Source organism: Modestobacter sp. NPDC049651 (assembly GCF_040659695.1).
Taxonomy (GTDB): Bacteria; Actinomycetota; Actinomycetes; order Mycobacteriales; family Geodermatophilaceae; genus Modestobacter.
Genome location: NZ_JBFAOG010000008.1, coordinates 151,851 through 165,038, shown reverse-complemented (window position 1 = coordinate 165,038; position 13,188 = coordinate 151,851). Strand labels below are relative to the sequence as shown.

General features: G+C 72.1%; 15 protein-coding genes. All 15 read right to left on the bottom strand.

What is annotated here, in order from left to right; translation table 11 throughout:
* Nucleotides 1-1,154, bottom strand: a 1,154-nt coding sequence (locus AB0J00_RS13605) for a hypothetical protein (RefSeq protein WP_357745135.1), incomplete at its 3' end; no start/stop codon positions are given.
* The gene (gene flhA, locus AB0J00_RS13600) at nt 1,135-3,174 is read right to left on the bottom strand and encodes a flagellar biosynthesis protein FlhA (protein ID WP_357745132.1); all 2,040 of its coding nucleotides are present in this window, start codon (nt 3,172-3,174) and stop codon (nt 1,135-1,137) included. The genes AB0J00_RS13605 and flhA, both read right to left, overlap by 20 nt.
* 147 nt (nt 3,175-3,321) lie before the next feature.
* On the bottom strand, nt 3,322-4,473 hold the full coding sequence (locus AB0J00_RS13595; RefSeq protein WP_357745129.1) for an EscU/YscU/HrcU family type III secretion system export apparatus switch protein: 1,152 nt from the start codon (nt 4,471-4,473) through the stop codon (nt 3,322-3,324).
* A gap of 1 nt (nt 4,474) precedes the next feature.
* Nucleotides 4,475-5,239: a flagellar biosynthetic protein FliR gene (gene fliR / locus AB0J00_RS13590; RefSeq protein WP_357745126.1), complete on the bottom strand. Its 765-nt coding sequence runs from the start codon at nt 5,237-5,239 to the stop codon at nt 4,475-4,477.
* A 5-nt stretch (nt 5,240-5,244) separates the two neighbouring features.
* Nucleotides 5,245-5,520 (bottom strand): flagellar biosynthesis protein FliQ, encoded by a 276-nt coding sequence (fliQ, locus tag AB0J00_RS13585; RefSeq protein WP_357745123.1) that lies wholly within the window; start codon nt 5,518-5,520, stop codon nt 5,245-5,247.
* Between the two features lie 98 nt (nt 5,521-5,618).
* Entirely contained in the window at nt 5,619-6,479 is an 861-nt protein-coding gene (fliP, locus tag AB0J00_RS13580) for a flagellar type III secretion system pore protein FliP (RefSeq protein ID WP_357745120.1), read from the bottom strand.
* Complete coding sequence (locus tag AB0J00_RS13575) at nt 6,476-6,910, bottom strand: flagellar biosynthetic protein FliO (RefSeq protein ID WP_357745116.1); 435 nt, start codon at nt 6,908-6,910, stop codon at nt 6,476-6,478. Before AB0J00_RS13575 ends, fliP begins: the two co-directional genes overlap by 4 nt.
* Before the next feature lie 5 nt (nt 6,911-6,915).
* Nucleotides 6,916-7,662: a flagellar motor switch protein FliN gene (fliN, locus tag AB0J00_RS13570; RefSeq protein ID WP_357745114.1), complete on the bottom strand. Its 747-nt coding sequence runs from the start codon at nt 7,660-7,662 to the stop codon at nt 6,916-6,918.
* Nucleotides 7,659-8,648, bottom strand: a complete 990-nt coding sequence (locus tag AB0J00_RS13565; protein WP_357745111.1) for a FliM/FliN family flagellar motor switch protein — start codon at nt 8,646-8,648, stop codon at nt 7,659-7,661. Before AB0J00_RS13565 ends, fliN begins: the two co-directional genes overlap by 4 nt.
* Nucleotides 8,649-8,824: 176 nt before the next feature.
* A complete protein-coding gene (locus tag AB0J00_RS13560; RefSeq protein WP_357745109.1) occupies nt 8,825-9,295 on the bottom strand; it encodes a flagellar basal body-associated FliL family protein in 471 nt (156 codons plus the stop codon).
* Complete coding sequence (locus AB0J00_RS13555) at nt 9,295-10,209, bottom strand: flagellar motor protein MotB (protein ID WP_357745106.1); 915 nt, start codon at nt 10,207-10,209, stop codon at nt 9,295-9,297. The genes AB0J00_RS13560 and AB0J00_RS13555 overlap by 1 nt, the downstream gene beginning before the upstream one ends.
* Nucleotides 10,210-10,219: 10 nt before the next feature.
* Complete coding sequence (locus tag AB0J00_RS13550) at nt 10,220-10,990, bottom strand: motility protein A (RefSeq protein WP_357745103.1); 771 nt, start codon at nt 10,988-10,990, stop codon at nt 10,220-10,222.
* A gap of 3 nt (nt 10,991-10,993) precedes the next feature.
* Nucleotides 10,994-11,287: a flagellar FlbD family protein gene (locus AB0J00_RS13545; protein WP_357745100.1), complete on the bottom strand. Its 294-nt coding sequence runs from the start codon at nt 11,285-11,287 to the stop codon at nt 10,994-10,996.
* A gap of 138 nt (nt 11,288-11,425) precedes the next feature.
* Nucleotides 11,426-12,703 carry a flagellar hook protein FlgE gene (locus AB0J00_RS13540; protein ID WP_357745097.1) on the bottom strand — a complete coding sequence of 426 codons (1,278 nt, stop codon included), beginning with the start codon at nt 12,701-12,703 and terminating at the stop codon, nt 11,426-11,428.
* Between the two features lie 58 nt (nt 12,704-12,761).
* Nucleotides 12,762-13,187, bottom strand: coding sequence for a flagellar hook capping FlgD N-terminal domain-containing protein (locus AB0J00_RS13535; RefSeq protein ID WP_357745095.1), 426 nt, complete (start codon nt 13,185-13,187; stop codon nt 12,762-12,764).
* Between the last annotated feature and the right edge of the window lies 1 nt (nt 13,188).

The following is a 13,188-nucleotide window of genomic DNA, read 5'->3' as shown; positions in this document are numbered from 1 at the left end:
GGCTCGGCGGTGACCTCGACCTCGGCGACGACCTCGGGCTCGGGGACGACCTCGACCTCGGCGACGACCTCGGGCTCGGGGATGACCTCGGGCTCGGCGGTGACCTCGACCTCGGCGACGACCTCGGGCTCGGGGACGACCTCGACCTCGGCGACGACCTCGGGCTCGGGGATGACCTCGGGCTCGGGGGTGACCTCGGGCTCGGCGATGACCTCGGGCTCGGCGGTGACCTCGACCTCGGCGACGACCTCGGGCTCGGGGGTGACCTCGGGCTCGGGCTCGGGGATGACCTCGACCTCGGGGATCTCTGCCTCCGCGACCGCGGCCTGCTCGGCGGCCAGCGACTGCTCGACGGCCTCGGCCACGGCTGCGGTGACCTGGCGGTCGTTGCCGACCATCCGGGCCAGCGCCGCGGTGAACGGCGAGGGCCCGGCGGACACCTCGGTGGGCGCCTCCGGCCGCGGGTCCTCGACGAGGTCGTGCACCAGCGTCGGCCGGTGGCGGGCGGGGGCGAACGGCTTCGCGGCGACGCCCTTGTCGACGGCGGGAGCGGCCTTCGACGCCGCCGCCGCGGGGGCGGCCGGCCGCGGCTCACGGGCGGGCCGGGCGGCGGCCGCACCGGACGCAGCGGTCCGGGTGGTGCCGGCGCGGCGGGCGGCGGACGCCGCCTGGGCGCTGGCGAGCACCTCGGCGAGGCCGTCGGGCAGCCCCTCGGGCAGGTCGCCGGCGAACGCGCCACCGGTCTGCGGGCGGACGGGCTGCGGGCGGGCGCTGGTCCCGGCGCCGCGGGACTGCGGGCGGCGGGCCGGGGCGTCGTCCGCAGCGGCCGCGCGCGGCGCGCCGCCGGGGCCGTACAGCGACAGCGGGGCGCCGCCGCCGGCCGGTGCCATCAGGTCGGCGAGCTGGGCGAGGCGGTCCTCGACGGACTCCTCGGCGATCACCCGGGAGCCGCGCGGCCGGTCGGTCGCAGCCGGCGCGGCGGGCGCGTCGGGCACCTCGACCTCGGCGACGAACCGCTCGGTGCTGAAGAAGCCCATGACCCCGCCGGACCGGAGCCGGCGGACGCCGACGACCTTCGCCGTCGGCCCGAACTGCTCCTTGGCCGCGGCGATGGCCTCCTCGCGCGAGGGCGCCTCAACGGATTGCGACCGCACCGCTCACCACTCCCAGGGACTCGATCTGGGCCGTGCGCGACACCTCGTTGTACGAGATGACCGACAGCCGGGGCAGGACCTGGCGGACCAGGCGGGACAGGGCGGCGCGGACCTGCGGGGAGCAGACCAGCACGGGGGAGAAGTTCATCCGCTCGGCCTCGTCGAGCAGCTCGGTGCAGCCGCGGACCAGGAGGTCGACGGTGTGGCCGTCCAGCGCCAGCACCTGGCCGGCCTCGGTCGGCCGGATCGACTCCAGCAGCCGCTGCTCGAAGCCGGGCTCCAGCGTGATCACGTGCAGCCGCTCGTCGGGGGTGACGTAGGGCTGGCTGATCGCCGCGCCGAGCGCCGACCGCGCGGCCTCGACCAGGCCGTCGAGGTCGGTGGACACCTTGGCCCGCAGCGACAGGGCCTCGAAGATGCGCACCAGGTCGCGGATCGAGACGCCCTCGTCCAGCAGCGCCTGCAGCACCCGCTGCACCTCGCCGAGGGTGAGCAGCGCCGGGGTCAGCTCGTCGACCACGACGGGGTGGCTGCGGCGCACCATCTCGACGAGCACCTTGACGTCCTCGCGGCCCAGCAGCGACGAGGCGTTCTGCCGGACGACCTCGGCCAGGTGGGTGGTGATCACCGACGAGCGGTCGACGACGGTGGCGCCGGCCATCTCCGCCTGCCGCTGCAGCTCGGTGGGGATCCACTTGGCCGGCAGGCCGAACACCGGCTCCCGGGTCGGCTTGCCCGGCAGGCCGTCGAGGTGGTCGCCGATGGCCAGCACGGTGCCGGCCGGGGCGGTGCCCCGCGCGGCCGGGACGCCGTTGAGCCAGACCACGTACTGCGACGCGGGCAGGTCGAGGTTGTCCCGGGTGCGCACCAGCGGGATGACCAGGCCGGTCTCCATGGCGACCTTCCGGCGCAGCGCCTTGACCCGGTCGAGCAGGTCGCCGCCGCGGCTGGTGTCGACCAGCTCCACCAGGTCGAAGGCGACCTCCAGCTCCAGCGGGTCGACCCGCATCCGGTCGACGATGGCCTCCGGGGAGTCCGGGGCCGGCTCCTCCGGTCCAGCCGGCGCCGAGTCGGCGGCGTCCGCGGCCGGCTTCTCCCGCACCTTGGTCGCCAGCAGCAGGAACAGCCCGCCCACGATCAGGAACGGCAGCTTCGGCAGGCCCGGGATCAGGCACAACGCCAGCGCGGCGCCACCGGCGACCCGGATGGGCTGCTTGAACTGGCTGAGCTGCGACACCAGGTCGCGGCCCATGTCCCCGTCGGAGGCCGATCGGGTGACGATCAGGCCGGTGGCGGTGGAGATCAGCAGCGCCGGGATCTGGGACACCAGGCCGTCGCCGACCGACAGCAGCGAGTACGTCGAGACGGCGTCCCCGGGGGACATGCCCTTCTGCAGCATGCCGATCGCGAAGCCGCCGATGAGGTTGATCAGCGTGATGATGATCGCCGCGATGGCGTCGCCCTTGACGAACTTGCTGGCGCCGTCCATCGAGCCGTAGAAGTCGGCCTCGGAGGTGACCTCCTGGCGCCGGCGGCGCGCGGTGGTCTCGTCGATCAGGCCGGCGTTGAGGTCGGCGTCGATCGCCATCTGCTTGCCGGGCATCGCGTCGAGGGTGAAGCGGGCGCCGACCTCGGCGACGCGGCCGGCACCGTTGGTGATGACCACGAACTGGATGATCGTGAGGATCACGAAGATCACCAGGCCGACGATGAGCGAGCCGCCGACGACGAAGTGGCCGAACGCGTCGATGACGTGCCCGGCGTACCCGTCGGTGAGCACCAGCCGGGTCGAGGAGACGTTCAGCGAGAGCCGGGCCAGCGTCGCGATGAGGATCAGCGACGGGAAGACGGCGAAGTCCAGCGGCCGCTTGATCTGCATCGACACCAGCAGGATCAGCAGGGCCGCGGTGATGTTGAAGCCGAGCAGCAGGTCCAGGACGGCGGCCGGGAGCGGCACGACCAGCATGAGGACGATGGAGACGATCCCGATCGGGACCGCGGCCTTCGTCACCTTGCCCACGCGGACCTCGATCCTGTTGCTGCTGCGCCTGTCCCGGACGGGTGGCCGGACGTCCACCTCACCACCGTTCTCGGCAGCCGTGGGCGCGTCGGGTACCGAGCGGTCCGGGTGTCGTCCCGCCAGTCACACCTGACCCCGGGACCCCCGTCAGGCGGCTGCGGCCGGGCGGCGCCGGCGGCCGGCCTTGGGCAGGTCGGCGACGTCGGGGGCCTCGAAACCGGGGCGGTGGAACCCCCCGCGCACCCCGCGCGAGGACAGGTGCATGACGAACGCGAGCACCCTGGCCACCGCGGTGAACAGCTGCGGCGGCACCTCCTGGTCGATCTCGCACGAGGCGTGCAGCGCACGGGCGAGCGGCACGTCCTGCACCAGCGGCACCCGGTGCTCGGCGGCGAGCTCGCGGAGCTTGGCCGCCACCTCGCCGGCGCCCTTGGCGACCACCCGCGGGGCGCCCTTGGCCGGCTCGTACTTCAGCGCCACCGCCACGTGGGTGGGGTTGACCAGCAGGACGTCGGCCTCCGGGACGGCGGCCATCATCCGGTTGCGCGACATCGCCAGCTGCGCGGACCGGCGGTGGGCCTTGACGTGCGGATCGCCCTCGGAGTTCTTGTGCTCCTGCTGGATCTCGTAGCGGCTCATCTTGAGCTGCTTCATGATCTTCTTGCGGTTCACCACGTAGTCGGCGACGGCGATCACCAGGCCGGTCCCCGCGACCACCCGGAACATCAGCACCGCGGCGCCGCAGAACGCGTCCACGACCTCCGACAGCGGCAGCGCGCCGGAGGAGGCCACCAGCTCCTGCGCCCGGCTGGACGTCGCCCAGATCGCGGCGGCCAGCGCGGCGGTCTTGATGACCGCCTTGGTCGCCTCCCACGCGCCCTGGGTGCCGAACATCCGCTTCAGCCCGCTCGCCGGGTTGAACTTCTTCAGCGACGGCTTGAGGCCCTTCGCGCTCACCACGATGCCGCCCTGAGCCGCGGAGGAGAGCGTGCCGATCAGCATCATGGCCAGCGCCATCGGCAGCGCCGTCGTCGCGAAGGCGGCGAACGCCTGCCCGAACAGCGCCTGCGCGGCCGCGGTCTCGGGGTGCTCGGCGACCGCCCCGATCTGCACGAACAGCTCGGTGACCTCCTCGAAGCCCTTGCGCACCAGCATCGGCAGCAGCACGCTCGCGGCCGCGACGCCCACCCAGGTGCCCAGCTCCTGCGTGCGCGGGATCTGCCCGTCCTTGCGGGCTTTCTTCAGCTTCTGCGGTGTGGGCTTCTCTGTCTTCTCACCACCCGGACCGTCCTTCGCCACGTCAGCCGCTCCCCAGCGAGGTGATCGCCCGCAGCGCGGTGTCCAGCAGGCCGTCGACGGCCGGCGGCAGCAGCGGGAAGGTGAAGCCGAGCAGCAGCAGGGTGATCATGATCTTGAACGGCGGGCCGAGGCTGAAGACGTTCAGCGACGGGGCCGCCTTCGACAGCAGGCCCAGGGCGATGTCGGCCAGCAGCAGCACGGCGACCAGCGGGCCGCCGATCTGGAGCGCGGCCAGGAACATCCTCGACGTCGCGGTGATGATCGCGTGCGCCAGCTGGCCGGTGTCGACCGAACCGCCCAGCGGCAGGGCCTGGTACGAGGTGACGAAACCGCGCACCAGCAGCAGGTGCCCGCCACTGGTGAACAGCAGCGTGGTGGCCAGCAGGTAGAAGGTGCGGCCGATCGTCGCGTTGGTGGTCTGCGCCATCGGGTCGTAGGCCGGCTGCAGCGAGAAGCCGCCGGTCACGTCGATGATGTTGCCGGCCAGCTGGACGGCGCCGAACAGCAGCTGCACCAGGAAGCCCAGCGCCGCGCCGATGACCGCCTCGGTGACCGCGGAGACCACCAGGAAGCCCGCGGTGACCGCGGGCATGTCCGCCGTCAGGTGCGGGAAGGCGACCAGGGCCAGCGCCATCGCCAGCGCTCCCTTCGCCGCGCGCGGGATGGCGGCGTTGTTGAACGGGGGGCACATCAGCACGAAGCCCGTCGCCCGCACGCTCCCCAGCAGCAGCGCGGCCAGGGTCGCCGACGGGACCGAGAGGTCCACCCGGCTCAGCCCTTGCCGAGCAGCCGCGGCAGCGTGTCGAACAGCTGGTGGGTGAAGGAGATCAGCTCACCCAGCGCCCAGTTGCCCGTGACCAGCATGGCGATGCCGCAGGCGATCACCTTGGGCACGAACGACAGCGTCGGCTCCTGGATCTGCGTCGCCGCCTGGAACAGCGAGATCATGAAGCCGACCAGCAGCGCGGTCAGCAGGATCGGGGCGGCCACCTTCGCCGCGACCAGCATCGTCTGCGTCGCGAGCTCGGTGACGTCGGTGTCAGTCATGCTCGACTCCGGGCTCGTTCCGCTCCTCGGTCGCCGGCGCTCCCTGCGATGCTCGCAAGCCCGTCGTCCTCGCGGTGTCAGTCACGCCGGCGCCCCCACTAGGTGTACGACCCGACGAGGGCCGTGGTGATCAGCGACCAGCCGTCGACCATGACGAACAGCAGCAGCTTGAACGGCAGCGACACCACCGCGGGGGGCACCATCATCATGCCCATCGACATCAGCGCGGCGCTGACCAGCATGTCCAGCACCAGGAACGGGATGAACACGACCAGGCCGATGATGAAGGCGCTCTTGAGCTCGGAGAGCACGAACGCCGGCACCAGGGTCAGCATGCTCACCGACTCCTTGTCGGCCGGCCGCTCCTCGCCCGACAGCTTGACCATGAGCTTGAGCTCGTCGTCGCGGGTGTTGTCGAGCAGGAAGTCCTTGAGCGGCTTCTCGCCGACGTCGTAGGCCTGCGAGGCGGTCATCTGCCCGTCGAGGTAGGGCTGGACGGCGTCCTTGTTGATGTCGCTGAACACCGGGCCCATCACGAAGATGGTCAGGAACAGCGCGATGCCGGTGAGCACCTGGTTCGGCGGCGAGGTGTTGAGCCCCAGCGCGTTCCGGGTGAGCCCGAGGACGACGAGGATCTTGGTGAACGAGGTCACCAGCAGCAGCGCGGACGGCGCGATCGACAGCGCGGTGATCGCCAGGATCAGCGTGACCGCGGTGCTCGGGCTGTTGCCGCCGACGTTGATGTCGACGTTGCCCGCGCCGCCGGTCGGGGCGACCGGGGCCGTCGGGGCGGTCGGCGCCGTGGGCGCGGTCGGGGCAGCGTGCGCTGGGCCGGCCAGCACGACCACCGCCACCACCGCGCCGACGAGGGCGAGCAGCAGCAGCACGGTCGTGCGGCGGGACGGCCGCAGCCGGGCGGGCGACCACGCGGCCGGCGCCGGGCGGAGGAACCCGGTCACGGCCGCCGCACCGTCCGCTCGCGCAGCTCCTGGACCATCGACGTCCAGGTGCCCTTGTCCAGCACGGAGCCCGCCAGGGCGCCGGAGCCGGCGCGGGGGAGCGGGAGCGCGGTCGGCCGGGGGGCACCCTCGGCGTCCGCGGTGCCGGGGTCGGCGTCCGCGGCGGGCTGCGCCCGCTCGGCGAGCGCCGCCCGCAGCTCGTCGTCCTCGAGCTCGGCCAGGATGCTGATCTGCGCGTCGGTGGCACCGACGACGAGCACGCGGCCGGCCACCCGGAGGACCGAGACGGTGCTGGTGCGGCCCATCCGCTGCCGCGCCACCACCTCGATCACCTCGCTCGCCCCGCCGAGGCCGCGCTTCTTCGCGACCCGGGCGGCGAACCAGAGCACGGCCCCGACGAAGGCCAGGCTCAGCACCAGGCGGAGGACCATCCAGCTCATTGGTCCGGGTGCCCGAACTCGGCGGCGTCGGTGACGATCTCGCTGATCCGCAGGCCGAAGTCCTCGTCGACGACGACGATCTCGCCGCGGGCGATGAGCGTGCCGTTGACCAGCAGGTCGGCGGGGGCGCTGGCGGCCCGGTCGAGCTCGATGACCTCGCCCGGGTAGAGGCTGAGCAGCTCCTGCACCGTCATCCGGGTGCGGCCGATCTCGACCGTCACCTCCATGGCGACGTTGCGGAGCAGGTCGAGGCTGCCGCGCTGCTCGCGGGTCTCGGGCAGCGTCACCTGCATCGCCAGGGTGGCCTGGACGACCCCGCCGCCGAGCAGCGGCACGGCCAGGAAGACGCCCTTGTCGCGCAGCCCGTCCAGCGCCGAGACGGCGTCCTCCACCCGCTCGGCGGAGACCCGCACCCGGCCCAGCGCGGCGGCGGCCGCCTCCAGCGCCGGGCGCAGCGCGGACGCGACGTCCATCGGGCCGACGGGGGAGTTGGTCAGCGACTCGACGATCTCCGCGGACAGGACGACGACGACGTCGCCGCTGACCTCGCCGGCCAGCCGGGCGGTCACCGCGGACGCACCGCCGGCCGGCAGCGCCAGCACGTCGGGGTCGCCGCTCGGCTCACCGGCCAGCAGCGGGGTGGACGCGGGGAGCAGCGCGCCCGCGGCGGAGGCGGCGGCCAGGACGGCGGCGGCGATGGTCTCGGAGTCCGCGGAGCGGTCGGTTCCGTGGGCGGTGGTCATGCGTGGTCCTTTCCACCGTTCGGGTCGGGGACGATCTCGGCGGCCAGCCGGCGCCGGTGGTTGCTCGCGATCGAGTGCGCGAACGTGACGCCGTTGGTCGTGACCTCCAGCGGGCTGTCCCGCGCGTGGCGCAGCAGCAGCACGTCACCGACGGCGAGGCTGAGCAGGTCGCCCGAGGGCACCTCGAGCGGGTTGAACCGCACGCTGACGTCGACCGGCACCTGCGCCAGGCGCTCGGTCAGCGCCTCGGCCGCCCGCTGCCGCTTGCGCAGCGCGGACTCCGACAGCTGGGGGGACGCGGCGTTGTTCAGCGCCGGCGCGAAGGAGGAGAACGGCAGCACCAGCGTCGCCTCGGGCTCGCGGTTGCCGATCCGCATCGACAGCCGGATGACCATGACGGTCTCCGAGCCGGCGGCGGCCTGGGCGAGCTGCGGGTTGTACTCGACGCTGTCGACCACGGGCGCGATCGAGGTGATCGGCGCGACGGCGACCGACAGCTCCTCGAGCAGGCGCTCCAGGAGGTGGCTGGTGATCGCCATCTCCATCGCCGTCATCGGGCGGTTGGGCTGCTCGGAGCTGCCGGAGCCACCCAGCATGTGGTCGACCATCGCCATCGCCATGTCCAGCGGGTAGGCGAGCATGCCCTTGCCGGCCAGCGGCTCCAGCGTGAACGTCACGCAGAAGCACGAGGTGGGAAGGGTGGCCAGGTAGTCGTCGTAGGAGAACTGCTCGATGCCCTCGAGCTCGATGCGCGCACCGGTGCGCAGCAGCGAGGTCAGGGTGGTCGTCGCCTGGCGGGCGAAGTTCTCCTGGGAGTTCTGCAGGATCCGGACGTGCTCGCGGGAGAGCTTCGTCGGGCGGCGGAAGTCGTAGGTGCGCGGGACGCCGCGGCGCCGACCGGTCCCTGCGGTGGACGACGGCGCGGACGCAGGGGCGGCCGCCCGGGCGTCGGCCGCGGTCTCGGCCACGGTGTCGGACAGGCTCACGACACCCTCATCGGCCGGGGAGGGGGACCCCGTGACCGCCGGACCCGGCGCAGCCGCAACTGCGGGTGCGCCGGGTGCCGACGGGACTGGTGTGTCAGGCGGTACGTGACCGTGCGGCCCCCGTGCAGGGTCCCGCCGCGAGCTCGCGAGCGGCGGGGGGCACGGGGGTCCTTCGACTACTGGGTCACGTACTCCGTGTAGTAGATCTTCATGACGTCCTCGTGGTAGGCCTTGACGATCGCCTTCTCCAGCGCGGCCTTCATCGCCTCGCGGTTGGTCTGGACGTCGGCCAGCTTCGCCCCGGAGAACTGGGCGATGGCGATGTCCAGCGCGGGGGAGCCGTCGGGGTCCGAGCCGTGCTCGCCGGTGGCGGCGGCGTCGTGCGCGGCGGTGAACTGCAGGGTCATGCCGAGCTTCAGGTAGCTGCCGCCGGCCAGGTTGATCGCGACCGGGTCGATCTTCAGCACGCTGCCCGGCTCGGGGGCGGGCTCGGCCTCCGAGCTGCCGCCGCTGAACACGAAGAAGTAGGCGCCGGCGCCGATCGCGAGCACCGCGACCAGCGCGATGATCATCAGCTTCTTCTTGCCGCCCTTGGCCTCCTCGCCGTCCTCGGCGGCGGCGGGGGCGGCCTTCTTCTTCTTTGCCATCACTTGCTCCCTTGGTCGGCGGCTTCGAGGCTGGGCAGCTGGGCGTTCGCCTGGGCCGATGCGGTGGACAGGACGACGACGTCGACCCGCCGGTTGATCTCGTTGGCGTTCTTGGTGCCGGCGGCGACCAGCGGCTGGGTGTCGCTGTAGCCGGTGGCCGACATCCGCTTCTCCGGGACGCCGTCGGACCTCAGCTCGCGCAGCACCGTCGTCGCGCGGGTCGCCGAAAGCTCCCAGTTCGACGGCCAGGGGCCGCCCCGGGTGACCGGCAGCGAGTTGGCGTGCCCCTCGACGTCGATCCGGTTCGGCAGCCCCTGGAGCGCCGGCGCCATCGCCTTGACGACGGTGCGGCCCTGGGGCAGCAGCACGGCGGACTCGGGGGCGAACAGCACCGGGTCGGAGACCACGTGCACGACCAGGCCCTTCTCGTTGATCACCATCTTCGCCGCGTCGGACTCACCGGCTGCGGCCAGCGCCTGCTGGATGGCGTCGCGGGCCGCGTCGAGCTGGTCGTAGGCGGCCTTGGCCTCCGCGGCGGTCTGCTGGGCCTGCTGCGCCGCGTAGTCCTCGACCGCCTGCTGCTGCTCCTCGGACTGCTGCTGGCCGTCGGCCGCCGCCTCCTGGGCGAGCTGGACCGGCTTGAGCGGGCTCTCGGTCGGCCCGTCGACGGCGGCGCCGCTGTCCAGGATCGTGACCGGTGCGCCGAAGCCCTCCTTGAGGCCCTGCGAGAACGCGTTGAACTTGGTGACGTCCACCTGGCTCAGCGCGTACAGCACGACGAACAGCGCGAACAGCAGGGTGAGCATGTCGGCGTAGGAGACGAGCCACCGCTCGTGGTTCTCGTGCTCCTCCTCCTCGTGCTTCTTCGGCCGGCGCGCCTTGGTGCCGTGGCCGTGCCCGGAGGACTTGCTCATGGGACGCGCCTCATGCCGCGTCCTTCTCCTGCTCGCTCGGCGGCAGGAGCGAGGACAGCTTGGCGCGGACGGTGCGCGGGCTGGTGCCGGCCTGGATCTCCGCGATGCCCTCGACGAGCAGCTCCATCTGGGCGGCCTGCAGGTCGCTGGTGCGGGCGATCTTGGCGCCCATCGGCAGCCAGAACACGTTGCCCGACAGCACACCCCACAGCGTCGCGACGAACGCGCCGGCGATCATGGGGCCGATCGCCTCCGGGTCCTGCAGGTTCTCCATCACGTGGATCAGCCCGATGACCGTCCCGATGATGCCGATGGTCGGCGCGTAGCCGCCCATGCTGGCGAAGAACTTGGAGCCGACCTTGTCCTCGGCCTTCTTGGCCGCGATCTCGCCCTCGAGGATGGCCCGCAGGTCCTCCGGGTCGGTGCCGTCGATGCTCATCTGCAGACCGCGCTTGAGGAACGGGTCGTCGATGGACTTGACCTCGGCCTCCAGGGCCAGCAGGCCCTCCTTGCGGGCCTTCTCCGCCAGGCTGACCAGCGTCTGGATGCGCTCGCTGACCGACGGCACCGCCGGGGGCATGAGCGCCATCTTGAACCAGGTGCCGAGCTTCTTGGCGTCGCTCATGGCGATGCCGCTGAGGGCCGCGCCGAGCGTGCCGCCGAAGACCAGGACCAGCGGCGGGATCAGGATGATCGCCATCGGCGACGACCCCTCGAGGATCATCGTCAGCAGGATGGCGCCCAGCGCCACGGCGATGCCGATCAGAGTTGCCGGATCCACGCGTCAGCGCTCCTCACGGGTCGGGAAGCGGACCACGGAGGCGGTGTCCGCCCCCGCGTCGCTCTCGGCGGCCGGGGACTGCGCCCGGTACTCGCCTCGGTCCATCTGGAAGGCCACCGCCTGGATGCTCGCGCGCCAGTCGCGGATGCCGCGGACCACCTGGTCCACGCTCTCGGCGACGAGGTACTTGGTGTCGTCCTGCAGCGTGACGACGGTGTCCGGGTGACCTTCGACGCGTTGCACCAGGTCGGCGTTCAACACGAAGTGATCCCCGTTCAGGCGTGTCAGGCGGATCACGGGTGTCTCCTCAGTTCAGGTGGGGCGCGCACCGGCGGGCCGGCGCGGCGCCCAGGGATGTCATCGGCCCGGGGACGGGCCGGCTTGAGCTGAGCGGCCCGGTCGCCCCGCGGGGTGACCGGGCCGCTCAGCCGGTCATCAGCGCTTGAGGTTCACCAGCTGCTCGAGGACCTCGTCGGAGGTGGTGATCACCTTGCTGTTCGCCTGGAAGCCGCGCTGGGCGATGATCAGGCCGGTGAACTCCTGCGCCAGGTCGACGTTGGACATCTCCAGCGCGCCGGCGGTCAGGTCGCCGCGGCCACCGGTGCCCGGGCGCCCGACCTGCGGGATGCCGGAGTTGTCGCCGGCCCGGAACGAGCTGTTGCCGGCCTTCTCCAGACCGCTGGGGTTGGCGAAGCTGGCCAGCGCGATCTGGCCGATGGTCTGGCGCATGTTGTTCGAGTACAGGCCGATGACCGTGCCGTCGCCGGACAGCTGGAAGCCGGTCAGCGTGCCCAGGGCGGAGCCCTTGCCCGAGTCCGGGTCGACCGCGGAGACGGTGCTCTTGCCGCCGAACTGGGTCACCCCGGTCAGGTCGATGTCGATCGAGGCGGTGGCCGGCCAGTTGGTGCCGGTCGGGGTGTAGGTCAGGTGCCCGGTGGCCGGCGGCACGAGCTTGCCGGTGGTGGGGCTGTAGTCCAGCGTCTGGCTGCCGAGCACGGCGTTGTTCTCGTCGCGGACGGTGAGCGTCCAGCGGCCGGGGACGGGGGGCACCGCGGCGACCGGCGGGACGGCGGCCGGGTTCGCGGGGGTGCCCGCGTCCGGCACGAAGACGTAGCTCATCTGGTGCGCGTTGCCCAGCGAGTCGTAGGTCTGGACCTGGATCTGGGTGGTCTGCGGGTTGTCCGAGGACAGGTTGCCGCTCAGCTTGTTGTTCGTCGTCATCGACGGCGCCATGACGCTGCCGAACGGGATGCTCAGCGACTCCAGCGGCTGGTTGACGTCGACGGCGCCGTCGACGGCCATCCAGCCCTGCAGCACCGAGCCGTCCGGGGTGACCAGCTTGCCGGTGGCGTCGGTGTCGAACGACCCGGCGCGGGTGTAGAGCTGCTCGTTCCCCGACCGGGTGACGAAGAAGCCGTCACCGGAGATCAGGAAGTCCGTCGACCGGCCGGTGGCCTGGGTCGAGCCCTGCTTCCAGTTGGTCGTGATGCCGCTGACCTGGACGCCGAGGCCGATCTGCGCCGGGTTGGTGCCGCCGTCCGGCCCGTTGGGCGAGGAGCCGTTGCGCATCACCTGCGACAGGGTGTCCTCGAAGACGGTGGTGCTGGACTTGAAGCCGACGGTGTTCACGTTGGCGATGTTGTTGCCGACCACGTCGAGCTTGGTCTGGTGGGCCTGCAGGCCGGAGATGGCCGAGAAGAGGGAACGCAGCACGGGGACTCCTCTGGGGAAGTGGGGGCGGCCGGGTGGCCGGGGGAGGGGACCGGGGAGGTCAGGCGGAGGAGCCGACCAGGGTGATCCGGGCCATGTCGACGTCGACGCCACCGATGACCGTCTGGATGGTCCCGTCGGAGCTCGACAGCTTCACCGCCTGCACGACGCCGGACTTCGTCGTCCCGTCGGTCTGGGTGTAGGAGACGGTCTGCCCCACCAGGGCCACCGCGCTCTGCGACTGCTGCATCGCCAGCAGGCTGGCGTTCTGCTTGGCGAGGGTCTCCAGCTTCTCGACCTGGCTGAAGACGGCCGTCTGGCTCATCATCTGGCTGCTGTCGGCCGGGTTGCTGGGGTCCTGGTACTTCATCTGGGCGACCAGCAGCTTGAGGAAGGTGTCCTTCCCCATCTGGTCGGGGCGGTCCGCGGTGGGGGACGAGCCGTAGGTCGCCCCGGCCGGCAGGTTGAAGGAGATCGGGTCGGTCATC